This is a genomic window from Aquimarina aggregata (assembly GCF_001632745.1).
Lineage (GTDB): Bacteria > Bacteroidota > Bacteroidia > Flavobacteriales > Flavobacteriaceae > Aquimarina > Aquimarina aggregata.
Genome location: NZ_LQRT01000003.1, coordinates 277,803 through 303,586, shown reverse-complemented (window position 1 = coordinate 303,586; position 25,784 = coordinate 277,803). Strand labels below are relative to the sequence as shown.

The following is a 25,784-nucleotide window of genomic DNA, read 5'->3' as shown; positions in this document are numbered from 1 at the left end:
TCGTGGAAGAGTAGGTCGCCGCCTTCTTTGAAACCCTTCATTAAAATAATGAAGGGTTTTTTTATGCCTAAATTTTATCCAACTAATAACAAATCAAAATAGAAACAATATACTACTTAGGTAAATTATTGTACATACTATAGCATACCTCTAAGTATGATGAGAATTAGTATTTTTGGATAATAAACCGGTTTTATGTCCTATATAAGAAAAATAATAAAGTACTTTTTGTTTATCGTAATTATTGTTGTGGCGGTATGCTATATTCGCTTTAAACACTTTAGCATAACTCAAGGAGATTTGGCACCGGATTTCGAAACTACTCTCATAGATGGTAGTTCATTTAAGTTATCTTCGTTACAAGGCGGTTATGTGCTTTTAGATTTGGGTGGTTCATGGTGTGGGCCTTGTCTTAGAGATTATCCAAAGTTAGTTGCTCTTGATCAGAAATATGCTGATCGCCTTACAATTGTAAGTGTAGCTCTTGAGAAAGATGCTAAATCATGGGATAAAGCTATTAAGAAATTTGGTTTTTTATGGAAGCATCAGATAGTTGATCAAAATCGCTTTGTGATGATGTCTTCCATTGCAAGAACTTATGGAGTTACAGAAATACCTGCAAAGTTTTTAATAGCACCTGATGGAAAGTTATTAGGAAAACTCTCTTTTAGAGAAATAGAAGAAGTATTAGAGAAAGAATGAAATCAAAAAAACGGTACCTTCATAAGTAAAGATACCGTTCTAAAAATTTTATTTTGGGGCTACAAAATAAAATTCGATTTTTATTAATTGTCTACCATATTAGAGCTAGCAAATTGTTGCATAGCCGTTTGGGTAAGTTCTTTAACTCTGTTTACATAGAAATTCTTTGTGTCATCAAGTGATTCATTTTTTAATTCACTTTCACTGCGAGAATAATCAGCTTGTGATTCAAAAGGTGCTTCTTGATTTAATACAACACTCAATTCTTGAAGCGCATTCTCTAATTTCTGTAAAGCAATTTCGGCTTTTGATTTTATCAAAGTTTGTTCTTTCAATTCTGCAGCACGTTTTGCCTCAAATTCTGCTTTTTGCTTACTTTGAGCAGCTATTTCCTGTTCTAGTTGCTTTTGTTCTAATTCTAGTTGTCTTTTCTTTAACTCTAATTCTTTTTGTTTAAGAGATACTTCTTCACTAGCATCTGCTATATCATTTGCCTCTTCTGTATATTCTTCTTCATCAACTTGGGCATAAGAACCTGTGCTAGCTTGACATGAAGTTAGTTGCTCTAATAATTTAGAACCTAATTCTTTTGCTCTTTTAGCAAAAAAGCGACTACGCTCATAGGTGTCTTCTTGTAAAGAACTTTCCATATCTACTCTGGCAGCATAAGCTGTTTCGTTAGCTTTTTTACAATTACATTGTTCAGCTAAGCCTTCTACTTTTTGAAAAGCTTCTATGGCTTTATCGGCATATTCCTGAGTATGATAAACGTTGTTTGAACCATGCGCTTTTTTACTATGAGCATATGCGTAACTGGCAGCAGTCAAGGCATCATCATAGATGTTTTGAGCATTGATTTGAGGAATAAGACAAGATAGAAATACAATTAGTGCAATCTTTTTCATTCTAAAGGGGCTTTTTAAATCACTGTACAATAGTACAATATTTTTTGAGTACAACCTAGAAAAAATGTCATTAATCGATAAAATGCGCATTTTATCTTGATTTTTACGGGTTAACCTTAGTTTTAATGATAAATTCCTTAATGGCTTGTAAGAATTAGGAATTATTATGTTGTTATGAATTATCAAAACGTTATTTTTGAATTAATATTTTAGTAATAGCTTATTAAAAATTAAATTTGAACTTTGATAGATACCTTTGTTAGTTAATTATGTATCTTACGTCTAAATTCTCTATGAAAAAACGTATAATATCTTCGATAAATCACAATCTTAATAATGCTATTGCCCTATTAGACGCAATAGATTCAGATACTTACAAAGACGTTTCTGTGGGGCCATACTATTCTAGTATAGGTTCACACATACGTCATACTTTGGATTTTTTTGATTGTATAATTAATGGTTTGGATTCTAATAACATTGATTTGACAGCTAGAAAGCGGGATGAAATTTTATCTACCGACAAGTCTGCTGCAATACAGCATATATATAATCTTCAAGAAACATTAGTATCTTATATAAATGTAAATACAGATTATCTGATTCATGTTACCGATAATATGGGGCAGGGAAAAATAACTGTGAATTATACTATAGAGAGTATCCTATCACATGCTAATAGCCATGCTGTACATCATTATGCAACAATTGGTTATATTTTAGATAATTTGGGGATAGATATCAAAATCCCTGGTTTTGGTTATAATCCAACGACTCCCGTGAATAAAAGGGAAGGTATATAATATATCTTTTAAGTTGTCCTTGTATTTTTTTTGATAATCTCATAATTTGAGATTACTAAATCATATGAATAGTGGAGGGGGTTATGGCGGTCACATGGATACTCATGGAAAACTTTAATTCTTGTTTATAGAAATAACTATATATCCCGTATGAATTTTTATACGGGATTATTTTTTTCCGAACATAGAATCCATAATAGTTTTTAATCCTTTAAATGCCATAAATATTGCAAATGCTGCACTTATTAATCCTAGTATTAAAATAGGAACGTATAATGGGTGCTCCTGGTTTTTGAATGAAGAGTATATTATCACAGGACTAATAAACATAAATATAAGAGCGATCGCCATACGCTGTATACCTTTGCCTAAAAGTTCTTTATCGGTACGTTTAGTTTCAGGTTCTTTCATGATTTTCTATTGCATTTCTGACATTACCATATTTCTCTAATAGATTAGCTGCTACTTCTTCTGCAATATTTAGCTCTTCCATAATCATTTTGGTTCCTCTTTCTACAAGTTTATTATTGCTTAGCTGCATATCTACCATTTTATTCCCTTTAACTTTTCCTAATTGAATCATGGCCGTGGTAGAAATCATGTTTAGGACTAGTTTTTGAGCTGTACCAGCTTTCATACGTGAACTTCCAGTTACAAATTCAGGTCCAACAGTAACTACGATCGGAAGTTTAGCGGTAAGAGCTAAAGGGCTACCCGCGTTACATGTTATGCATCCTGTAGGAATATTATTAGAATTGCAATGCTCTAATGCGCTAATAACATATGGAGTAGTTCCAGATGCAGCTATACCTACTACTATATCTTTTTCAGAAATATTATACTCTTTTAAATCACTCCACCCTTGATTTGTACTATCCTCAGCAAACTCTACGGCTTTTCTAATAGCACTATCTCCTCCAGCAATTAATCCTATTACCAAATCATGAGGAACTCCAAAAGTAGGAGGGCATTCACTTGCGTCGACTATTCCTAATCGACCACTAGTACCAGCGCCAATATAAAAGAGTCTACCCCCTTGTTGAAGATTTTTTACAATTTGAGAAATTAGTGCTTCAATTTGGGGAATGGCTTTTTCAATAGCATTTGGAACAGTTTTATCCTCGGTATTAATGTTAGTTAGAATCTCAGTTATGCTCATCTTTTCTAGATGATTATATTTTGAGGATTGTTCTGTAGTTTTTATAAATGACATGTGTCAAAAATACTCATTTTTAGTGTGAGATGGTTATATATTCCTCATGATTAAAAAAGAACTATTTTTCCTGAATAGTAAAGTCTAATTGATTTGCTTCTGAGAGATTAAAATATCCTAAAGCATAATTGTCGGAGTTTGTTGTATTGATTACATTTCCTCTTAACAGAGCAGGAGGAGTTGCAAATGGTCCCCCACCATCAGGATCACTTTGATCTATTAATAAACCTGCGTAATTAAAAAATCGCTTATCGATACCTAGAATCTTGATTGTAATGTTTTGCCCAGCTGTCACGTCCTCATAGAAATACGAAAAATTGAAAGATTCTCCTTGATAAAAACGATCTTCACTTACTTCAAGTAGGTCAAAGTCAAAATTGAAAAGATAAAAGTCATCTCTGGCTCCATCATCTGTAAAACTAACTATTATTTCGGTTTCATCTCCCTCAAAAAGAGTACCATCTCCTTGTTCGATATTATCTATAGGAACTGAAGCAAACATTTGGGTTGTTGCTTTGTAAGTTTCAGAATTATAAATTATAGTAAGTTCATAATCTACATTGAACTCTGGTAAAAAAGTACTGCTTGGGATATAAAATCCAGTTCCGTTGGTTTCGGTATAGTTTATAATTGTTCCATCACTAAGATCCGTAATAAATACAGTTGCATCATTTACTTTTGGGATAGTATTACCAAAGAAAGGAGCAGATAATGATAGTTGAATACTGTTTTTAACAGTTACAGGCACTTCATTAAGGTAGACTTCAAAAGATGCATCTACAACAAGTCTAGGCTCTCCATTGGGTACGTCAACATCAATAACATCTTCACAACTTGTGAATCCTAATAGTAGTATGAATATATAGAATAGCTGTTTCATTAATTTAAAATTTAAAATTATAAGTAACTGCAGGAACAATACCAAAAATGGCTGTTCTGGTAGCTTCATTTACACCTGTATCTGTATTTCGACCAAATGTTATTGAGGCAGCATTTTTACGATTATATAAGTTATAAACACTAAACACCCATTCTCCTTGCCACTTTCGTGATTTGTTTTTTCTTGGTGTTAATGTAGCTGAGATATCTATTCGATGGTATGAAGGTAAACGTTGGTCATTACGTGGACCATCATAAATGGGAATGACTAACCCTTGAAACTCAAATTGACCTGATGGATAGTTTGTTGGTTGCCCTGTTTGGAATACAAAATTGGTCCCAAACTTCCATTTTTTATTTAGTTCATAACTCCCATTAAATGATATGTCGTGCGTCTTGTCATAGGGAGTGTTATACCATTCTCCATTATTAATACCAGTTTCAATAGGCGTTCTTCCGGGTGTTCTTTGTTCAGATTTAGACAAGGTATACGCAAACCATCCTTTAAATTTCCCTTCGTTTTTTCTTAGCAACAATTCAAGTCCATAAGCTCGTGCTTCACCATTAAGAATGTCTTGTTCAATAGCATTATTAGCGATAAGATCTGCACCATCGATATAATCAATTCTGTTTTTAATGTCTTTATAAAAAATTTCTGTTTCTATAGAGTATTCATTATCCTTTATATTTTTAAAATAGCCGATAGCGTATTGATTAAGTAATTGTGGTTTTATATATCGACCACTGGGAGTCCAAACATCTAGTGGAGTAGGAGAACTAGTATTGGATAGTAAATGTAGATATTGAGCCATTCTATTGTAGCTAGCCTTGATAGATGTATTGTCATTAAAAGCATAAGCAAGAGATACTCTAGGTTCAAAATTGGTAAAAGTTTCTATTTGCTTACTTCTACTAATGCTTTCTGTACCTACTGGTTCTGCTGATTCATAAATTTGTAATTCTGAATTGAATAGTAAAGGATTGTCGTTTTGATATATATTAAGCTCATCTTGTCCCAGTCGTATAAAGTTACTTAGACGCACTCCATATTGTAAAGTCAGATTATTTGATACTTTATGTTCAGCATCAATATAAGCACCAAATTCGTTAGCATATTTATCGATTAATTTTTCTCTTAGAATACCCGATTCAGGACTGTTTGGTTTTATTTCACCAGGGTTAAATCTAAAATATATATTATTGATTCCGTAATTAAGTTGAAAATTATCGCTGAGATAATGTTTCAAATCATATTTTAAGTTAAAATTACGAATCCCTGAATTCCATTTGAAACCAACAAAATCAAGTTCTAAACCATAAAAATAATCCGAATATATTAATGAAAGATTTGAGAATAACTTATCTGAAAATAAATGATTCCATCTCAAGTTAAGCACTGTGTTACCATAAATATTTTCAAAACTCTCGTCTATTCTAAACACATCTCTACCAAAATAACCTGAAAGATAAATATTGTTATTGTCGTTTAACTTGTAATTAAGTTTTGTATTTAAGTCATAAAAGTAGGCTATATTATCATTGTCAAATAACGGTAAGAATAGATGGGCATAAGATGCTCGTCCTCCTATTAGAAATGCGCCTTTGTCTTTTACGATGGGACCTTCGGCTAATAATCTACTTGATACGGCTCCGAGTCCACCACTTAACTTATAATTTTTACTATTTCCTTCTTTCTGATAGATATCAAGGACAGATGAAACACGTCCTCCATATTTTGCGGGAATACCTCCTTTGTAGAGTTTAATATCTTTGATGGCATCTGGATTGAAAACTGAGAAGAAACCAAACAGGTGAGAGGAGTTAAAAATTGTGGCTTCGTCTAACAAAATTAAGTTTTGGTCGGCAGCTCCACCTCGCACATTAAAACCAGAAGCACCCTCACCGCCACTAGTTACTCCAGGTAAAAGGATAATCGATTTGATCACGTCTGCTTCTCCTAAAACTACTGGGATTTGTTTTATAGTGCTGGCAGAAAGTTTATTAAGACTCATTTGAGGTTTCTTAATATTTATTTTTTCTGCTTTTTCAGTGATAATTACTTCATCAAGCATTTCTGAAGACTCATTAAGTTGAAAATTTATCTTTTTGTCTTCATTAAGGTTAATTTGTTGAACAATATCTTTAAAACCAAGGTAGCTTACTTGTAACTTATAATTTCCTTGCGGTAAAGTAATTGAATAAAAGCCATATTCATTTGTTACTACACCTTTACCCACTTCAGGAAAAATAACATTTACACCAATAAGTGTTTCATTACTTGAACTTTCTGAGATTGTACCACTTAGTGTGAATTTTTCTTGACTTATTAGAGATAAGGGTAGTAGAAATGCTAAAACTAAACTAGATACTATATGTTTTTTCAAAAGGAGTTTTTTTTATCAATTAAGCACTTTAATAATATGAGACAAAGAAATGCATACATTACTAATTCTACAATTATACAAGAGTTAATTGTTAGTTATATTATTTTTTTGATAAAATTTATATTATTTCCCATTGAAAATTTGTGGGGAACCACTCATCGCATTTAATACCATTATTTTTGAAAGTTTCAGTATTAGAATGTTTTCTTACAAAAACTTGATTGTTTTTTGAGAATACGTAAATTGTATTTATTGTATTGTTTTGTACTGTCTTTTTTAAATTCTGCATTTTTAATGAGGTTTTATGTTTGAAGTACTAATCAATTTCTATGCCTAAACTAGCAAAAGCTTTTATTCTGTATCCATATTATAATTTATATCCTAAGCCTACTTTTAATATGTTTACATTTCTATTAAAACTTGTATTTGGTATGTCATCTTCTTTACCAAGTTTAATAAAATCATATTGAATTTGGGTAAAAAACCTGTTATTGATATCGTATGAAACTCCAAAATTTAAATTAAATCCGTTTTGATTATCTACGTCATCATCTAAAGGTCTTGATACATCAAATATCATGACTGTATACCCAATACCTATAGAGGGATGTATTTTAGGAAGTGATTCTAAATTCAATTCTCCAAATATTCTGGGTTGTAGTGTATAAGAGGTAATTTTAAAATCATCTCCAACATTATTTTTTAATAATCCTCCGTTTAGTGATACTCCAATGTTTACTGGGTTTAAATTAGCAAACTTATAATCAACTCCTAAGTCGATAATCCCGTTGTAACCATTTTCTATAAAGTTATCTCCTACGGGAATAGGGTAATTTAATTCGAAACTAACTTTTGAATCTTGTGAAAACGTTTTAGAAATAAAGGTCAATACAAGTGCTAATAGAAGTAATTTTTTCATGTTTTTTATTTTCTTAATTAGTGTTTATAGCTTATTATTTATCTTTTAATTCTTTCTTATATCTGTTTTTTCCCAAATTGAATACACCGACTTTTACTCCAAGATTTATTGAGATACCGTTAATATTTTCTATAACAGTGGGTACGGGGTCAATAGGAGTTGAATATCGATATTTTACACCTCCTTCGAATTGTATGTATTTGTTTAGATTAAAAAGCGCATTAATTCCGGGTTCAAATACTAGCATCATGTCATTAGACGTTAAAATAGAATCTCTATGAAGTTCTATATATCCTAGACCTATTAGAAAGGGAATAGACAGTTTTATTTTTTTTTCATTAAACAATACATTCTCTACATGTAAGCCTCCGTATACACCATAGATTTCAAAATCTCTATTTAAGGATCGATCGACTTTTTTTAATGGAGAATAAAATGTCTTTACAGCAACGCCCAGTTCCATTGTTCTATTTGCAACATAAGCCAGTTTGGTACCTGCAAGAAAAATTTTATTTCCGCCATCAATTTGTCCATATCCTACATCCACACCGAGATATACACCATGTAAAATGTTTTTTCTGTCATTAAATTCTATATAATCATTATTTTTTTGTTCCTGAGAAAAACAGTTATAGCTATTTGCTAATGTTAAAATAGATATGATGATGATTAGCTTTTTCATTTTCATTAATTTTTGTGTCACTAGTATTGACAATTGGGATAAAGAATGGTTGCATGTGATTTGATTTTTAACAACCATTTAAAATAATCGCTATGTTAAAGAGATAATTATTGATGTTATTCTGATAATACTATGATTCCTTTTTTGCCAATAATTTGAAATTTTCCTTTAGAACTATTTTTGCCATAAGAAGCACTAACATCTCTAATTCTTTTTCGTTTATCAATCATATCCGTTTTTATGTTTGTAAACGATTTAGGAATTCGTAATACTCCTTGTTCGAGAGATGCATTAAAATCTATTGAGGTTCCTGAAATATTAATATTAAGTTCTGAGGATTCTTGAGTTATAATTACGTTTGTATTACTTTTTTTGAGTTTAGAGACCCAAAAATCGGCTACTTCCATCGTAAGATTAATATCATCGCTTACACTATTAAGATTCATATTGCTAAACATAAGTTCACCTTTTATATTTCCTAATTGTTGTATGTTGATTTTGTCTTTACTTGAGTGTATTTCTAAAGAAGCTACATTTTCTATAGAGATAGTAGTCCCGCTACTATTTATTTTTAATTCTTTAGATTCTTCTATATCAATTTCTCCGTTTTTGAATTGTATATTTCCGTATGTAATGGATTTAGTTTTCAGTTTACCAAATTTCATTTCAATATTGGCATTTTCTAAACTTTTATTTATCCAAATGTCGCCATGTTGTTGATTCATTTTTAATTTTCCGTTCCAACCGCTCATAATAATATCCCCAAATTTATTTGTGATGTTGATTTCGGCGTTTTGCGGTAAATAGATGTCATAATTAATTTGAATGTTTGCTTTATCAAAATCAAATGGATTGGCTTTTTCAAAAAGACGAGAAAACATACTATTACTTTTTTCTTCGATTAAAGACGTAATGCTTATAAAGTCATTTGTGCTATTAATTTTAGGATTGATACGGGCTAACAAGTCAAGCGCATCTTCTTTCTTCTTTTTACTTACCTCTATTTCAACAACAATTTGAATTGTATTTTCTTGCCAGCCGTTTATGATAATATTTCCATATTTATTGTCTAGGTGTAGTTCTCCTGTATTTGTTAATGGATATGTTTTTTCAATTGTTTTGGATACTTTTTCTTGTGACCATATACTATGAATAGAAAACAACAAAAATAGTATCGCTAATGTGAGATTATAAAATGTAGTCTTCATCACTATTTATTTTTTTGGAATTGTTTATCTGACTTAATAAATTTTCTATTAGTTCTATTCTTTTTTTATAGTTGTTAATAATAGCTTCTAGGATGTACTCATTATTAAGATTTTTTGTCATTTCTAGTTTTAGAATTTCATATTCCTGATCCAGGTCATCCATAAAAGAGAGAAACGCTACTTTATCCTTTTCTTGTAACTTAGGATGTTCTTGTATTAGCTTAACTTGAAAAGAGACTAACCCCTTGTAGTAGGTGTCAATATCACTTAATTCATTGTTTACTATCTGATGTTTTTCGGTACCATTAAATTTAGAAGAAACAAAAAGGTGATATGTAGAGAATCCACTTAATATGATTAAAATACTAGCAGCAATTTTCAAAAAAGGTGATTGCCAAAACGTAGTGGATTTTGGAGTATCTAGACGTTCATCTATAGTAGCCCATATTTTGGCTCTATCAGCTTTATGTTCGTCAAACAAAGGTTTGTTTTCCTTTATATATTTTTCTAAATCTTCCATTGTATTTATGGGGTGTTTATAATTTTGATTAATTTTTTCTTCGCTCTATGATATTGTGATTTTGATGTTGATACAGAAATGTTTAGTATTTCTCCAATTTCAATATGGTCATATCCTTCGATCAAGTATAAATTAATTATCTGTCGATATCCTTGAGGTAACATTGTAATACTTGTTTTTATTTTTTGAATATCAAGTGTTGTAATTACTGGGTCGATTTCTTCATTTAAATGATATTCATGCTGATCTAAGGGAACAAGAGCAATTTTTTTTTGTTTTAATTGATTGATACTTTTATTAATAACTATTCTTTTTAACCAAGAACCAAAAGTACTTTCATATCTAAATGATGATAAATTTTTAAAGGCATCCACAAAACTATCTTGTATAACATCTTCAGCATCTTCTTTGACATTAAGAATTCGCATACTTACATTATACATGGCATCCACATAGAGGTCATACAATTGGTATTGTGAATTTCTGTCCCCAGACTTGCTTTGTTCAACAAGATCCTTATGTGTATAAAGAATTTTGGTTTTCAATAGATTATAAGTTTCTTTAAAGACACTTTTTATTCTTAGTTATTAGTATTGACAAGATAAAGGTACAAAGGTTGCATTTGTGATAAATTAATTTGTTTTTTTTAGTTGGGTGCAGCTTTGAAATACAAAAAGCCCTGTGTAAATCATTTACACAGGGCTTTTTAGAATTAATTCTTTTTTACTATTTCTAATTCATAATAGTATTAAATGTTTCACTTGGTCTCATGGCTTTTGCTACCTTATCAACATTTGGCCAGTAATACCCACCCATATCTACAGTGCTGCCTTGAGCATCATTTAATTCATTAATGATTTTTGTTTCATTTTGTGCTAATGCATCGGCGATACTAGCAAATTCTTTTTGAAGCTCTGTATCTTGAGTTTGAGTTGCAAGCTCTTGTGCCCAATAAAGAGAAAGATAAAAATGACTTCCTCTATTATCCAATTCATTTACTTTTCTAGAAGGGGATTTTTTGTTGTCAAGAAATTTTATTGTTGCTTGATCAAGGGCTTCAGCAAGTAGTAATGCCTTTTTGTTATTATTTGTTTCTCCTAAATGTTCAAGAGATACAGCAAGAGCTAAAAATTCTCCTAAAGAATCCCATCTTAAATGACCTTCTTTATTAAATTGCTGTACATGTTTTGGAGCAGAACCTCCTGCACCAGTTTCAAAAAGACCACCACCATTCATTAAGGGTACTATTGATAACATTTTTGCACTAGTTCCTAATTCTAAAATAGGAAATAGATCTGTATTATAGTCACGTAATACATTACCTGTAACAGATATAGTGTCCTTACCCTCTTTTATTCTTTCTAAAGAAAAACGAGTCGCTTCTACAGGAGACATGATTCTGATATCTAAACCATTAGTATCATGCTCTGGTAAGTATATTTCTACTTTTTTGATTAACTCGGCATCATGAGCTCTGTTTTTGTCTAACCAGAAAATAGCAGGAGTGTTAGTGGCTTTGGCTCTACTAACAGCAAGTTTAACCCAGTCTTTTATTGGAGCATCTTTTGTTTGGCACATTCTCCAGATATCTCCTTTTTCGACAGTATGTTCTGTTAAAGTAGTTCCTGAAGCGTCAACTACTCTTACAATACCATCAGCTTGGATTTCAAAAGTTTTGTCATGAGAGCCATACTCTTCGGCTTTTTTAGCCATAAGTCCAACATTAGGAACGGTACCCATAGTTGTAGGGTCAAAGGCACCATGCTTTTTACAGAAATCTATAGTTTCTTGATAAATTCCAGCATAACTACTATCAGGAATAACCGCTTTGGTGTCTTGTTGTTTTCCATCTACATCCCACATCTGACCTGAAGTACGAATCATTGCAGGCATTGAGGCATCTATAATTATATCACTAGGTACATGTAGATTGGTAATTCCGAGATCAGAATTTACCATAGCTAATTTTGGACCTTTTTCATAACAAGCCTCGATATCAGCTTTTATTTCGGCTCTCTTATCGTCGGGAACTTTTTTCAGTTTATTTATTAAATCTCCAAACCCGTTATTTACTTCGACTCCTATTTCTTCTAAAACTGCGGTATGTTTTTCAAATACATCTTTAAAAAAGACTTCTACAGCGTGTCCAAAGATGATAGGGTCAGAAACTTTCATCATTGTTGCTTTCATATGTAGTGAAAACAATACATCTTTTTCTTTAGCATCTGCTATTTGTTGTTCTAAAAAAGCAATAAGTGCTTTTTTGCTCATTACAGATGCATCAATAACTTCTCCTTCTAATAAGGCGGTTTTTTCTTTTAATACTGTAACGTTGCCATTTTGTTCTACAAGTTCTATTCTTACATCACCTTGTTTAGAAACTGTAACGGATTTTTCGTTAGAACAAAAATCTCCGTTAGACATAGTAGCAACATGTGTTTTAGAACTAGAACTCCATGCACCCATTGAATGTGGGTTTTTTCTAGCATATTGCTTTACAGGTTTAGGAGCTCTACGATCAGAATTCCCTTCTCTTAAGACAGGGTTTACTGCACTACCTTTAATTTTATCATATCTACTTTTGATATTTTTTTCTGTATCATTTTCTGGTTCTTCAGGATAACTAGGTATATCATAACCTTGAAGTTGTAATTCTGCAATTGCTGCTTTCAATTGAGGAATCGAAGCACTTATATTTGGAAGTTTAATGATGTTAGCCTCTGGTTGTTGTGCAAGTTGGCCTAACTCTTCTAAAGCATTAGCTTGTTTCTGCTTATCACTAAGTTTTTCAGGAAATATAGAAAGAATTCTAGCTGCTAGCGATATGTCTTTCGTTTCAATAGTAATATTTGCACTTCTTGTAAATTTTCTAACCAACGGTAGGAAAGAATAGGTAGCTAAAGCTGGTGCTTCGTCAGTTTTAGTGTAAACAATTTTTGAGGTGTTAACTCCCATATTTCTTGCTTTTTGTAAAGGTATCTTGATTTCTTGTACGACTTAGGAATTTGATACCTGATATATTATTCTATTATTTTAAGGAAATATTAGTCGTTTAATTTTTCTGTGACAAACAATATTAGCAGTAATTTTGACAATATATCTTAAATATTTCTATTTGTCATAGAATTTTCCGTGCGCGAAGATACAAATCTAGTCAAGCAAATGCAACCTGTAGATTGTTAGTTTTGAGTTAAAGAGACTGAATTAGAATTTCTTGAAATAATGATAATAATAAATATAGAATGAAGAATTTTTGACTCAAATTTAAAGGTATTCATAATGCATAAAAAAAGCCATATCAAGAATATAAATATTTTGACATGGCTTCATTAGAAATATTCTTTATGGTAGCTGTTTTACCCGCTATAAAATAAAAACTTTCGTTAGTTATAACATAAATAAAATACTTCTATTTTGAGTAGATTTACTTGTTAAATAATGATTTAACTATGCGATACTACTCATACGACTATTATGAACGCTGCGTTTTTAAATTGTGATTGCAATTTTTCAGTGTATATGTTCATATAGTCAAATGCCATTTAAAATTAAAAAGGTGTCAAAACTTAATTTTTTCCTTCAAACTTCATTTTGAAATGATTTTAAAGTAAGGCCTTTAAATTGATTTCAAGGATGTATTCAAAAAAATAACTTTCGTTTCATATTTATTTTAATTCTAAGCTGGGCTTTTTATGTTCAAAGAACGTTTAGTAAAATTACAAAGCTTTAAGAATCCTTTTGTCATCTTGATGATTTTGTAATCTACTTTAAAGATAAGAAAAATAGATAAGTCTTTTGTGAATTGTTATATTATTAGTTATCAAATGGTTATGAACTATACTTGTTAACTATTGTTCATAAAAAAAGGCTGCCTTAAAGACAACCTTTTTTTTATAAAACTATATGAACTAGCTTCTTTTTTCTTTAATTCTAGCTTTCTTACCAGTAAGACCTCTAAAGTAGAAAATACGAGCTCTACGTACGCTACCTTTTTTGTTTACTTCAATTTTTTGAAGTGCTGGTAAATTTATAGGGAAAATACGCTCAACTCCCACAGTTCCCGACATTTTTCTGATTGTAAAAGTTTCTGTAGAACCAGAACCTCTTCTTTGTATAACAACTCCTCTAAAGAACTGGGTACGTGTTTTATTACCCTCTTTAATTTCATAATAAACAGTGATAGTATCACCGGCAGAGAATTCAGGGAATTCTTTTTTTGTTACAAATTCGTCTTGTACGAATTTTACTAAATCTTCCATTTTGATATAGTTTCTTTGGTTTTATTAAAGCAACATATTCACGATTTTCGCCAGAGGTTGTTTTAATCAGGGTGCAAAAATAAGTATTATTTAATTATTTGCAAGATTTTTATTATTTAATTTTTGCTTTGTCAAAGTTTTCTTTTTTTTTGATAAATCTATGAAATTCTGCGTTTTAAGATTTTTAATCTTTTAAAAGATCAGGTCTTTTTTCTTTTGTTCTTTCATAAGCTTGATCTTCCCTCCAGGTTTCTATTTTCGGAAAATTACCAGAAGTTAATATTTCTGGAACTTTCCATCCTTTATAATCGGCAGGTCTTGTGTAAATAGGAGGGGCTAAAAGGTTGTCTTGAAAAGAATCGGTAAGGGCCGATGTTTCATTTCCTAATACCCCTGGGATTAGACGAATAATAGCATCACATAAAATTAATGCGCCCAGTTCACCTCCAGATAAAACATAATCTCCTACAGATATTTCCTTAGTGATAAAATGATCTCTAACGCGTTGATCTACACCTTTATAATGCCCACATAATATAATTAAGTTGCCTTTTAAGGATAATTGGTTTGAAATTTTTTGATTTAATGTTTCTCCATCAGGAGTCATGTAGATTACTTCATCATACGTTCTTTCTGACTTTAGTTTGGAAATACACTTGTCTATTGGTTCTATCATCATAACCATGCCTGCTCCTCCGCCAAACTGATAGTCATCTACTTGTTTGTAGTTAGTAGTGGTATAATCCCGTAAGTTATGCAAATGTACTTCTACGAGCCCTTTTTCTATTGAGCGCTTCATGATTGAGGCTTCAAAAGGACTTTTTAATATTTCTGGTACTACAGTAATGATATCTATACGCATTCTAGCTTTACATTCTTTGTTGAGTGCAAAGATGCAAAAGAATATACGATACTAAAAATCTAGTATTAGAAAAGAATTATGTTATTTAGTTCCTGCTTTTCTTTGTTTATTGATTTCATCTTGAAGTTTACGCATTACTTTTTGCTCACGCTCTAAGGACCTGCGTCTGTGATCTTCAAACTCTTCTTCAGTTTCAGCAAGAGCTTTTTTGGCTTGTATAGTTACTGCATTACTGTTTTTAAATCGGTATATAAAAAAGCCTAGAAGTCCCAAAAGGATTCCGATAATAACAAGCATTATTGTGTTATAGCTAGCTTTGGTTACTGCAATACCAAAAAAGCTCATACTATCTTTTTCTTCTGTTACAGCAGAGAGATCACCATTTGTTTTGGCTAAAGATTCTTCAAGCCCTGTTATAGTAGTTTTTTGATCTGTAATTTGTTTATTCGTAGCAGTTAACTTTGATTCCAAAGTTTTAAGCGTATCTATAGTATTTGCTTTTAGCTGATTTATCCAAACTTGTTTGATTACTTTATACTCTTGGTATCTACCAGATTTTTTGATTACAACATCAAACTGTTCTGATATGTTGGATTGTTTTAAAGCTTGCTCTGCAGTGAGCGTAGATTCTTCTTGCGCCTGAATGGTTTGGGAAATTGGTGATAATATCACCATCAATAAAAGTAGATATTTAGGCAATTTCATGTGTTGTTTTTGAATTTTTAAAGATTGCACATAAAATTAATGAATAAAAGAATAATTTAGAAGATACGAGTAAGATTTTGGTCATACGGATTTCTGCAAATATCTGGGTTATTCATTAATTTCTTCTGTAACGTGAATAAATGTACGATATTGTAGGTAATGTGCAAGAATTTTTGACTAGAGTTTGTAGTTTAATTTTAAGCTTTTGTTATTTCTCTAATAAGAAATAAATAAAGAATATGTAAATCAATCTCATTTACGATAACCTTTTTTTGAAGTAAATGTTTTAAATTCTTACAGTTATCGTTGTTTTATTTAGTGCGAAAGAATTAGGATCCATCGTTATCGAGAACTATAAAAAAAACCTCTTAAAAATTAGTTTAAGAGGTTTCGTAGATTGTGCTAGTATAACCCTAGTAGTACGTAAAACGTCTTACTTTAGCAATATATTTAGATAAGCGAATTACTTGATGGCTATATCCATATTCATTATCATACCAAACATAGACTATAGCATTATTACCATTGGTGTCTACGATTGTTGCGTTACTATCATATATAGATGGGGCAGAAGACCCTACAATATCACTAGAAACTAGTTCATTATCTAGAGAATATTTAATTTGTTCTACCAAATCACCTTCGAGCGCGTATTTTTTTAGAACAGAGTTTAAACTTTCTTTAGATGTTTTCTTTTCTAATTTAAGGTTTAAAATAGCTAAAGATCCATTTGGAACAGGAACTCTAATAGCATTAGAAGTTAATTTACCTTCAAAACTTGGCAATGCTTTAGAAACAGCTTTTCCAGCACCGGTTTCGGTAATAACCATGTTTAGAGCGGCAGCACGACCTCTTCTATATTTACTATGCATATTATCTACCAAATTTTGATCATTGGTATAAGCATGTATAGTCTCTAAATGACCATTAATGACCCCAAAACTTTCATCTATTGCTTGCAAAACGGGCGTGATTGCATTTGTGGTACAAGAGGCTGCAGAAAAGATATTTACTTTATCTGGATCGTGTTCTTTATGATTTACACCATGAACAATATTTGGAATGCCTTTTCCAGGGGCAGTTAGTAATACTTTATCAATACCTTTTGCTTTTAAATGTCTGCTTAAAGCTTCTTTATCTCTAAAAGCTCCTGTGTTGTCAATAACTAAAGCGTCATTTATTCCATAAGCGGTGTAATCAATTTCTTCAGGTGCATTTGCGCTTATAATTTTAACTGTAGTTCCGTTAATAATAAGACAGCTGTTCGCTAAATCTGTTTCTACCGTGCCTGCAAAGTCGCCATGTACAGAGTCATTTCTTAAAAGTGATGCTCTTTTCTCTAATATTTCTTCTGTAACAGCACCGCGAGTAACAATAGCGCGAAGTCTTAATTGACTACCTTTACCTGTAATGGTCATTAATTCTCTGGCAACAAGACGACCAATTCTTCCAAATCCGTATAAAACGACATTTTTGGGTGAAATAGGTTTTACTTTTTTAGCATCTTTTAATTTATTTTGAACAAAACGATTTATAGAGCCATGTTCATCATTTGATAAATGGTATTCATAAGTAAGTTTACCAATATCCAATTTTGAAGGTGGTAAATCCATTAATTTGATCGCTTGAGCAATTTCTACAGAATCAAAAATTGAAATTGGTTTTTGTACAAATTCTCCAGCATATTCGTGAAGATTAATAATTTCACTAACATTTTTATCAATTAATTGATTGCGAAAAAGTACCAACTCTACTGAGTTGTCGTACCATAAATCGCTTACAGTTTTAATAAATGCTACTGTTGCGCGACGCCTATCTGCTTGAAAGGCTAATTCTTTTTCATAAACTTCGTTAGAACTCATAATTCGTTGTGTTTTTTACAGTCTTGAAATTTCGTGCAAAAGTATATATTTCAAACGTTTTCGTAAAGCTTTTTTGATAAAAAAAATCCCGATACCTTTTTAAGATATCGGGATGCCTTATTTTATGGGGTGTTGTGATTAGTTTTGAAACACAAATTCTTTTTTGTCTCCATTGCGATCAACCAAACTAATCGTAATATCTTCATCGGGATATTTGCTATCTATAATTTCTTTTACTTCTAATACAGTTTTTACTTTCTTTCCATCTATTTCACTAATAATAAGACCTTCTAGATTGTATCTCTGCATTCGTGCACTTAGTGCTTTGCTTATTACGACTCCATGATCTAAATCAAATTTCTTGAGATAATCTTTAGGTGGATTTGTTACTTCTACACCGACATCTGCAATATTATAGTTTTGAATCACGTATTTAGATAGGGTTACTGGTAGCGTAAGTTCTTTGTCTTTTCTAAGTACTTTTACGCTAATAATATCTTTAGGTCTTTTGCTATTTACATACCCTGTTAAGTCTGCAAATTTTCTAATGGGTAATCCATCGATTTCTTTAATTACATCTCCAACTTTTAATCCGGCTTTTTTGGCACCACTATCATCTGCTACAGAAGCTACAAAAACTCCTTGCGACGTTGAAATGTCATATGTCTCTATAGCCTTAGGGTTAATCGTTCCCCCGGTAATTCCTAGAATTCCTCTTTGCACATCTCCAAACTCGATTATGTCTTCTACAATTTTACGAGCATTATTAGAGGGAACAGCAAAAGCATAGCCAACATAACTACCGGTCTGAGAGGTAATGGCTGTATTGATACCTATCAATTCACCTTTTGTATTTACCAATGCTCCGCCACTATTTCCAGGATTAATAGCTGCATCAGTTTGTATAAAAGATTGGATATTGTCATCTCTTTCATTAAGATCTCTAGATTTAGCACTTATAATTCCGGCTGTCACTGTAGAGGTAAGGTTAAAAGGGTTTCCTACTGCGAGTACCCATTCTCCAATTTTTGCCGAATTAGAATCACCAAAAGGTATGTAAGAAAGTTTATTGTCGGTATCAATTTTAATAAGTGCAATATCTGATTGAGGTGATGTACCTACTACTTTAGCCTTGTATGATTTATTATTATTTAAAGTGACTTCAAGATCACTTGCACCAGCAATTACATGATTGTTTGTAACGATGTATCCATCTTCTGTAATGATAACACCAGATCCAGCTCCTTGTATAGTCCTTTCTTGAGAACCACCATTTCTAAAAAATTCCATTAAATTTCTGGGAGTACGACTAATACCATATTGCTTAACATGTACTACTGCATTTACTGTTTTTTCTGCAGCAACAGTAAAATCAATATCGGATGCTGCAATAGTATTTGCACTTGTGTTGGTAAAGTTATAATTTGTTGGAATCAGGTTAGGTGTAGTTTCACTTTGGTTAACAATAGTATCTGGTTCTAAAAATATTTTATATGCTCCTAGAGTAAATATTCCTGCTAGAATTGCTACTGCCAATAAACTCAAAAATCTTTTCATCTCCTTAAATTTCTTTTTTTAGTTTAACATTATTTATCTTAATAGACTCTCTATAAATCTTAAAATTACAATTATTGCAAACTTTTTTTCGATATTTAACTCGCAATTAACAGCGGTTTTTTGTTTACATTCTTTGTACCTTTGCCTACATTAAATAAAGAATAATGACCCTTACTTTTTATAAATATCAAGGTACAGGTAATGATTTTGTAATCATTGATAATAGAAAATCAATACTCTCCAAAAATAATACCAAATTATTTGCACGACTTTGTGACAGAAAATTTGGAATAGGCGCAGATGGTTTAATGCTGTTAGAGCTTCCTCAAAATAAGGAAGATGACTTTACAATGGTGTATTTTAATGCTGATGGTAATGAAAGTTCTATGTGCGGTAATGGAGGAAGATGTCTTGTTGCTTTTGCTGCTTTTTTAGGCGTGATAAAAGATCAGGCTGTGTTCACAGCTATTGACGGAAAACATAAGGCAGAGATTAAAGATGGTTTAGTGCATTTACAAATGCAAAATGTCTCAGAGATCGAGGAGCATGATTCTCACTTATTTCTGGATACCGGATCACCGCATCATGTAACTTTGGTAAATGAATTGCAAAATTATGATGTAGTGTCAGAAGGGCAAAGAATCAGGAATGGAGCTCCATATTTTGAATCAGGGAGTAACGTAAATTTTGTTGAAAAGAAGAATGGAAAATTGTTTTCTGTAAGAACATATGAAAGAGGAGTCGAAAATGAAACTCTATCTTGTGGAACAGGAGTTACGGCAGTGGCATTGTCGATGTATCAAACAAATCAAACCGATAGTAAAGAAATTGATATCGAAACTCCTGGAGGTGCACTAAAGGTGACTTTTCAGAAAAAGGAAAAAGGATATCAAAATATTTTTTTAATAGGACCAGCAGAGCAAGTTTTTAAAGGAGAGATTGAATGCTAACATTAAAAGGAGAAAATATCTATTTAAGAGCTTTAGAACCTGAAGATCTGGATTTTATTTATCGAATTGAAAATGACGAGCATATTTGGGAAATGAGCGCTACTCAAACGCCGTATTCTAAGTTTTTAATTAAACAATATTTAGAACATGCGCACAAAGATATCTATGAAGTAAAACAATTGAGACTAGTAATTTGTTCGAAAGACGAGATGGTGTTAGGTTTGATTGACTTGTTTGATTTTGACCCTATGAATAACAGAGCAGGAGTCGGAATATTAATTGCCGGGAAAGAAAATAGGGGTCACGGATATGGTACAGAAGCGCTTCAACTTGTCGTGAATTATAGTTTTAAGCATCTTCATTTACACCTGTTATATGCAAATATAGCAAGTGATAATGCTACAAGTATTAAATTGTTTGAAAAACAAGGATTTAATAAGGTAGGGGTGAAGAAAGATTGGAATTTAGTAGGAGACGTTTACAAAGATGAATTTTTATATCAATTAATACATGTACATTAAGAAAATATTATTGGCTATTGTTTTATTAGGTCTTGTTGGAGGAAGTATTTTTGCCTATTTCGTTTATCAAGCTATTTTTTCCCCGAATACAAAATTTGAAACAGAGACGGCGACAATTTATATCCCTACAGATGCCACTTATACAGAGCTTATCGAGGAAATCAGTCCCTTAGTAAAAGATGTATATAGTTTTGATAGAATTGCTAGAAGAAAAGGATATATAGATCATATTAAGGCAGGACGTTATATTTTAACTAAAGGACTTAATAATAACGATATTATTAATACGCTTAGAAGTAAAAACAGACCAATTCAACTTAGTTTTAATAATCAAGAAAGACTAGAAAACTTGGCAGGAAGAATTGCTAAACAGATTGAAGCAGATAGTATATCTTTATTAAATTCTTTTAAAGATTCTATTTTCTTGAAATCTAAAGGTTTTACTGAAGAAAGTGCTTTAGCAATGTATGTTCCTAATAAATATGAATTTTTCTGGAATACATCTGCAAGTCAATTTAGAGAACGAATGTTTAAAGAGTATACTAGATTTTGGAATGATGAGCGATTAAGAAAGGCAAAGGAGATAAAACTAACACCTATACAAGTTATGACTATAGCCTCGATCGTTCAAAAGGAAACTGCTAAAGTTGATGAGCGTCCCAGAGTAGCAGGAGTGTATCTAAATAGATTCTTAAATGGATGGAAATTAGATGCAGATCCAACGGTAATCTACGCAATTAAAAAACATCGAAATGATTGGGATACTGTTATTAAACGAGTTCTTTATAAAGATTTAGGGTTAGATAGTCCGTATAACACCTATAAATATGCCACTTTACCACCTGGCCCAATAGCAATGCCTGATATTTCTTCTATCGATGCTGTTATTAATTATGAAAAACATGATTATTATTTTTTTGTGGCCAACGTAGAAAATTTTGGATATCACAAATTTGCTAAAACAATTGGGCAACATAATCGTAATAAAAAACAGTATATAAATTGGGTAAATAAGCAAGGTATAAATCGATAAAATTGTAAAACTTTTTCTTGAAGGTAAAAGGTGCAAAAGCTTTGTTTTTAATTTAAATCGATGCTAACTTATTAACAAAATCCTTGTTTTTTTGTGAATTACTCATGGGAGATCTTGTTTCGTTTTTATCGTTAAAATAACCTTGTTTGACGTTTAAGTGTTTTTTTGATAGCTTTTTTAACACTATTTTGACTTTATTATCGCTTTTTTTATATGTAAATCACTGTTTTTCAGTATTATAATTATTTTAACATGTGTTGGTTGGTTATTAATTTATAATATGTATCTTTGCACGGCAAAAATTTAAGTAGAGGGGACCATTTTTTTAATGGCTACTTAGAAATTTTTTATATGATAAAAAGGATAACAGGATTATCTGTAACACTCATTATTGGGGGCGTTCTTTTGTTAGGTTTTAAGACGAAAGAATCTGTAGATTTTAGTTCATATAGTACTGCCGGTTTGGATTTGTATTATGTGGCGCCAAATTTTAATGAGATAGAGGATGAGGGTGTATTTATTTCACCTGAACTTGGGAAATCTTACACAGGATTTAAAGAGGCAGTTGCTTTTAAAGAATCAAGAGGAGATTACGGAGTTGTGAATCAATTTGGTTACATGGGGAAATACCAATTTGGAAGAGGTACACTAGAGCTTATAGGGATTAAGGATATTAGTCGAAACGATTTTCTTAATAACCCTCAACTTCAAGAAAAAGCTTTTTATGCGTATTCATCTCGTAATAAGTGGGTTTTACGAAGAGATATGAAATGGTTTATTGGTAGAAGGATGAATGGTGTTGAGGTTACTGAATCTGGAATTTTAGCCGCAGCTCACTTAGCTGGTCCTAATGCTGTCAAAAGATATCTGCGTAGTGGAGGTGTAAGTGGTTTTGCAGATGCATTTGGAACGACTATTAGATATTACATGAAAAGATTTGGGGGTTATGATACTTCATTTGTAGAGGCTGATAGAAGAGCTAAGGTTAGTTTGTAATTTTTAATCTTTCTGGATGATGTATATCGCAGGTCTTTTGTGAAGATCAATATTTTTTTCTTTCCATTCTCTAATTGTTTTAGTTGAAATAAACTCTGTGGTAAGTGTTATGTCGCAGGCGATACATAATCGGGTGTTATCTTGTAGTATATTTTTTAAATCATCAAGCATTTTGTCGTTTCTGTACGGGGTTTCAATAAAGATTTGAGCCTGATTTTTTTCAAAAGAAATTTTTTCTAATTGTTTTATGGCAGACTTTCTTTCTGCTTTGTCAATAGGTAGGTAGCCATTGAAAGTAAAACTCTGTCCGTTCATACCGCTACTCATCATAGCTAGAAGGATAGATGATGGACCTACTAAAGGAATAACCTGTATGTCTTTTTCGTGAGCTATTTTTACAATTTCAGCGCCAGGATCTGCAATACCCGGGCATCCAGCATCTGATAATAACCCGATAGATTCACCATTAAGACAGGGTGTAAGATATCCTGGCATTTCGGCAATATCTGTGTATTTGTTTACTGTATGTATTATTAATGATCGTTGTGACTTGCTTGGACTTATTTTTTTTATAAATCTACGTGCGGGTTTTTCGTTTTCAACTATATAGTGATTTATTTGTTCCAAGACCTTTTTTATAGATATCGGAAGTACTTCTAAGGGTACATCATCTCCTAGTCTTGTAGGGATGAGGTAGAGTTTTCCTTTGGGGTCCAGAGGTTTAAGCTCCATAGGTTTATTGGGTAAGGGTTTGGTATTTTGTAATTTGTTGTTTTAGCGTAATTGGTTGTATATTATGATATCTGTATCTAAATATACGAAAACTTTATTTTTAAAAAAGTTAATGCTGTTTTTCGAGTTTGTGAGCGATATGGTTGCATGCTTTGTTAAGCATCTGATAAACGTTTTCAAAACCTTCAGATCCCCCGTAGTATGGGTCGGGGACTTCTAGGTTTTCGTTTGGATAAAGCTCGTTAAGAATAAGATTAACTTTATTTTTGTCTTGGTTTTTATCTGTGAGTTGTATGATATTCTGATAATTTGATTTATCCATTACATAGATGTAGTCGTAAGTAGTAAAGTCGCTTTTATTAAATTGCGCTGCTCTTTGTTTTGAAATATCAATATTGTATTTCTTGCTTATTTCTATTGAGCGCACGTCGGGTTTATTGCCGATGTGGTAGTTACTTGTTCCACATGAGGCGACAGTGTATTTTTCTGGATCTAATTTGGATTTTAGGATACCTTCAGCTAATGGTGATCGGCAAATATTACCGAGGCATACCATTAAGATTTTGATTTTCATTTTTTAATAAAATTACTATAGGGTAAGCTTTTTTCCTAAATCTTCAACATACTTTCTGAATTGTTTGTCTGTAGAAGAGAGGTTGTCTACTGTTTTACAAGCATGTAATACTGTAGCGTGATCTCTTTTTCCTATTTGTGTGCCAATACTAGCTAAAGAAGCTTTAGTGAGTTTTTTGGCAAAAAACATAGCAAGTTGCCTGGCTTGTACAATATGTCGTTTTCTAGTTTTAGACTGTAGTGTTTCAACATCCATTTGGAAATAATCACTAACTACTTTTTGGATATAGTCTATTGATACTTCGCGTTTGGTGTTTTTGACATAATTATCGACAATAGCCTTAGCTAAATCTATAGTGATGTCTTTTTTGTTGAAAGAAGAATGTGCAATTAATGAGATAATTGCTCCCTCTAACTCACGAATATTAGTTTTTATGTTGTTGGCTAAAAATTCAACAATTTCTTCTGGCATTTCAACACCATCACGATATAATTTATTTTTAATGATTGAGACTCTTGTTTCAAAATCAGGTTGATGCAGCTCGGCAGATAATCCCCATTTAAACCTAGAAAGAAGGCGTTGCTCAATATCTTGCATATCTACAGGAGCCTTGTCACTAGTAAGGATTACCTGTTTTCCATTTTGGTGTAAATGGTTAAAAATATGGAAGAATACATCCTGAGTTCCAGCTTTACCTGATAAAAGTTGTATGTCATCAACAATAAGTACATCTATAATTTGATAAAAATGAATAAAATCGTTTCTATTATTCTTTTTTACTGATTCTATGTATTGTTGGGTAAATTTTTCAGCAGAAATATATAAAACTGTCTTTTCTGGGTAGTTGTCTTTTATGTTTACACCAATAGCATGTGCCAAGTGTGTTTTTCCAAGACCTACTCCTCCAAAGATTAGTAACGGATTAAAAGACGTTCCTCCTGGTTTATTAGCTACAGCCATTCCTGCAGATCTAGCCAATCTATTTGAGTCTCCTTCTAGGAAATTTTCAAAGTTATAACTAGGGTTTAATTGTGATTCTATTTTTACGTTTCGTATCCCTGGAATTACAAAAGGATTTTTTAATTCAGGATTTTTACTCTTAATAGGTACATCAACCTCTTGAGAATTTACGGCTGTGCGATTTGCACTAGGTATTTTTTCAGTAAAAGGTTTTTTGTTGCCATAAGTATTTTCCATCTTAATGACATATACCAATTTAGCGTTTTCTCCTAATTCGCGAGTTAAAGATACTTTAAGAAGGTTGACATAGTGTTCTTCTAACCATTCGTAGAAAAACTTACTGGGTACCTGAATGCTTAAAGCGCCATCTGTAAGTTTTACAGCTTTGATTGGTTCAAACCAAGTTTTAAAAGCTTGTGGCGTAATGTTGTCTTCTATAAAAGATAAACAATTATCCCAAACTGATTGCGCAGTTAAATTCATGCGAGTGATTAGTTTACTATTTTTCTGTTAAGTTACTAAAAAGAATTGTTGAAAAACTCCTTACTGTTTTTGCTT

At 31.8% G+C, this 25,784-nt stretch carries 25 protein-coding genes; 6 read left to right on the top strand and 19 right to left on the bottom strand.

Features of this window, described 5'->3' with window-relative positions; all coding sequences use genetic code 11:
- Positions 1 to 195: 195 nt before the first annotated feature.
- The gene (locus AWE51_RS07375; protein ID WP_066311642.1) at positions 196 to 702 is read left to right on the top strand and encodes a TlpA family protein disulfide reductase; all 507 of its coding nucleotides are present in this window, start codon (positions 196 to 198) and stop codon (positions 700 to 702) included.
- 83 nt (positions 703 to 785) lie between these two features.
- Here the strand turns inward: AWE51_RS07375 and AWE51_RS07370 are convergent, their stop codons facing one another.
- Positions 786 to 1,607, bottom strand: coding sequence for a hypothetical protein (locus AWE51_RS07370; protein ID WP_066311640.1), 822 nt, complete (start codon positions 1,605 to 1,607; stop codon positions 786 to 788).
- Positions 1,608 to 1,900: 293 nt separating this feature from the next.
- Between AWE51_RS07370 and AWE51_RS07365 the strand changes: the two genes are divergently transcribed.
- Positions 1,901 to 2,410: a DinB family protein gene (locus AWE51_RS07365; RefSeq protein WP_066311638.1), complete on the top strand. Its 510-nt coding sequence runs from the start codon at positions 1,901 to 1,903 to the stop codon at positions 2,408 to 2,410.
- Positions 2,411 to 2,578: 168 nt separating this feature from the next.
- Here the strand turns inward: AWE51_RS07365 and AWE51_RS07360 are convergent, their stop codons facing one another.
- The 15 genes from AWE51_RS07360 to AWE51_RS07290 form a co-directional block, all read right to left on the bottom strand.
- The gene (locus AWE51_RS07360; protein ID WP_066311636.1) at positions 2,579 to 2,821 is read right to left on the bottom strand and encodes a DUF6095 family protein; all 243 of its coding nucleotides are present in this window, start codon (positions 2,819 to 2,821) and stop codon (positions 2,579 to 2,581) included.
- Entirely contained in the window at positions 2,808 to 3,623 is an 816-nt protein-coding gene (gene murQ / locus AWE51_RS07355) for an N-acetylmuramic acid 6-phosphate etherase (protein ID WP_066311634.1), read from the bottom strand. Before murQ ends, AWE51_RS07360 begins: the two co-directional genes overlap by 14 nt.
- A 61-nt stretch (positions 3,624 to 3,684) precedes the next feature.
- The gene (locus tag AWE51_RS07350; protein ID WP_066311632.1) at positions 3,685 to 4,503 is read right to left on the bottom strand and encodes a DUF4249 domain-containing protein; all 819 of its coding nucleotides are present in this window, start codon (positions 4,501 to 4,503) and stop codon (positions 3,685 to 3,687) included.
- Positions 4,504 to 4,507: 4 nt separating this feature from the next.
- A complete protein-coding gene (locus tag AWE51_RS07345) occupies positions 4,508 to 6,886 on the bottom strand; it encodes a TonB-dependent receptor (protein ID WP_066311629.1) in 2,379 nt (792 codons plus the stop codon).
- 367 nt (positions 6,887 to 7,253) lie between these two features.
- On the bottom strand, positions 7,254 to 7,805 hold the full coding sequence (locus tag AWE51_RS07340) for an outer membrane protein (RefSeq protein WP_066311627.1): 552 nt from the start codon (positions 7,803 to 7,805) through the stop codon (positions 7,254 to 7,256).
- Between the two features lie 34 nt (positions 7,806 to 7,839).
- On the bottom strand, positions 7,840 to 8,487 hold the full coding sequence (locus AWE51_RS07335) for a hypothetical protein (RefSeq protein WP_066311623.1): 648 nt from the start codon (positions 8,485 to 8,487) through the stop codon (positions 7,840 to 7,842).
- Between the two features lie 116 nt (positions 8,488 to 8,603).
- Complete coding sequence (locus AWE51_RS07330) at positions 8,604 to 9,695, bottom strand: DUF4097 family beta strand repeat-containing protein (RefSeq protein ID WP_066311620.1); 1,092 nt, start codon at positions 9,693 to 9,695, stop codon at positions 8,604 to 8,606.
- Positions 9,676 to 10,215, bottom strand: coding sequence for a hypothetical protein (locus AWE51_RS07325; protein WP_066311618.1), 540 nt, complete (start codon positions 10,213 to 10,215; stop codon positions 9,676 to 9,678). Before AWE51_RS07325 ends, AWE51_RS07330 begins: the two co-directional genes overlap by 20 nt.
- Before the next feature lie 5 nt (positions 10,216 to 10,220).
- Positions 10,221 to 10,760 (bottom strand): RNA polymerase sigma factor, encoded by a 540-nt coding sequence (locus tag AWE51_RS07320; protein ID WP_066311616.1) that lies wholly within the window; start codon positions 10,758 to 10,760, stop codon positions 10,221 to 10,223.
- Positions 10,761 to 10,947: 187 nt separating this feature from the next.
- Entirely contained in the window at positions 10,948 to 13,170 is a 2,223-nt protein-coding gene (locus AWE51_RS07315) for an NADP-dependent isocitrate dehydrogenase (protein ID WP_066311614.1), read from the bottom strand.
- A gap of 953 nt (positions 13,171 to 14,123) precedes the next feature.
- A complete protein-coding gene (gene rplS, locus AWE51_RS07310; RefSeq protein ID WP_066311612.1) occupies positions 14,124 to 14,474 on the bottom strand; it encodes a 50S ribosomal protein L19 in 351 nt (116 codons plus the stop codon).
- A gap of 184 nt (positions 14,475 to 14,658) precedes the next feature.
- Positions 14,659 to 15,336, bottom strand: coding sequence for a tRNA (guanosine(37)-N1)-methyltransferase TrmD (trmD, locus tag AWE51_RS07305; RefSeq protein ID WP_066311610.1), 678 nt, complete (start codon positions 15,334 to 15,336; stop codon positions 14,659 to 14,661).
- A gap of 81 nt (positions 15,337 to 15,417) precedes the next feature.
- Entirely contained in the window at positions 15,418 to 16,041 is a 624-nt protein-coding gene (locus AWE51_RS07300; RefSeq protein WP_066311608.1) for a hypothetical protein, read from the bottom strand.
- Between the two features lie 413 nt (positions 16,042 to 16,454).
- Positions 16,455 to 17,903, bottom strand: a complete 1,449-nt coding sequence (locus AWE51_RS07295) for a glyceraldehyde-3-phosphate dehydrogenase (protein WP_066311605.1) — start codon at positions 17,901 to 17,903, stop codon at positions 16,455 to 16,457.
- Between the two features lie 138 nt (positions 17,904 to 18,041).
- Positions 18,042 to 19,460 carry a trypsin-like peptidase domain-containing protein gene (locus tag AWE51_RS07290; protein WP_066311602.1) on the bottom strand — a complete coding sequence of 473 codons (1,419 nt, stop codon included), beginning with the start codon at positions 19,458 to 19,460 and terminating at the stop codon, positions 18,042 to 18,044.
- A 164-nt stretch (positions 19,461 to 19,624) separates the two neighbouring features.
- On the opposite strand from AWE51_RS07290, the gene dapF reads away from it, so the two are divergent.
- The 4 genes from dapF to AWE51_RS07270 all read left to right on the top strand — a co-directional run bounded on the left by dapF (position 19,625) and on the right by AWE51_RS07270 (position 22,960).
- Positions 19,625 to 20,410, top strand: a complete 786-nt coding sequence (gene dapF, locus AWE51_RS07285; RefSeq protein WP_066311599.1) for a diaminopimelate epimerase — start codon at positions 19,625 to 19,627, stop codon at positions 20,408 to 20,410.
- Positions 20,404 to 20,931, top strand: coding sequence for a GNAT family N-acetyltransferase (locus tag AWE51_RS07280; RefSeq protein WP_066311592.1), 528 nt, complete (start codon positions 20,404 to 20,406; stop codon positions 20,929 to 20,931). Before dapF ends, AWE51_RS07280 begins: the two co-directional genes overlap by 7 nt.
- Positions 20,921 to 21,964 carry an endolytic transglycosylase MltG gene (gene mltG, locus AWE51_RS07275; protein ID WP_066311589.1) on the top strand — a complete coding sequence of 348 codons (1,044 nt, stop codon included), beginning with the start codon at positions 20,921 to 20,923 and terminating at the stop codon, positions 21,962 to 21,964. Before AWE51_RS07280 ends, mltG begins: the two co-directional genes overlap by 11 nt.
- 351 nt (positions 21,965 to 22,315) lie before the next feature.
- Positions 22,316 to 22,960, top strand: a complete 645-nt coding sequence (locus tag AWE51_RS07270) for a peptidoglycan-binding protein LysM (protein ID WP_066311587.1) — start codon at positions 22,316 to 22,318, stop codon at positions 22,958 to 22,960.
- A 3-nt stretch (positions 22,961 to 22,963) separates the two neighbouring features.
- Here the strand turns inward: AWE51_RS07270 and AWE51_RS07265 are convergent, their stop codons facing one another.
- The 3 genes from AWE51_RS07265 to dnaA all read right to left on the bottom strand — a co-directional run bounded on the left by AWE51_RS07265 (position 22,964) and on the right by dnaA (position 25,709).
- A complete protein-coding gene (locus tag AWE51_RS07265) occupies positions 22,964 to 23,692 on the bottom strand; it encodes an SAM-dependent methyltransferase (protein ID WP_066311584.1) in 729 nt (242 codons plus the stop codon).
- Positions 23,693 to 23,801: 109 nt separating this feature from the next.
- A complete protein-coding gene (locus tag AWE51_RS07260; protein WP_066311581.1) occupies positions 23,802 to 24,266 on the bottom strand; it encodes a low molecular weight protein-tyrosine-phosphatase in 465 nt (154 codons plus the stop codon).
- A 15-nt stretch (positions 24,267 to 24,281) separates the two neighbouring features.
- Positions 24,282 to 25,709, bottom strand: coding sequence for a chromosomal replication initiator protein DnaA (dnaA, locus tag AWE51_RS07255; RefSeq protein WP_066311578.1), 1,428 nt, complete (start codon positions 25,707 to 25,709; stop codon positions 24,282 to 24,284).
- Between the last annotated feature and the right edge of the window lie 75 nt (positions 25,710 to 25,784).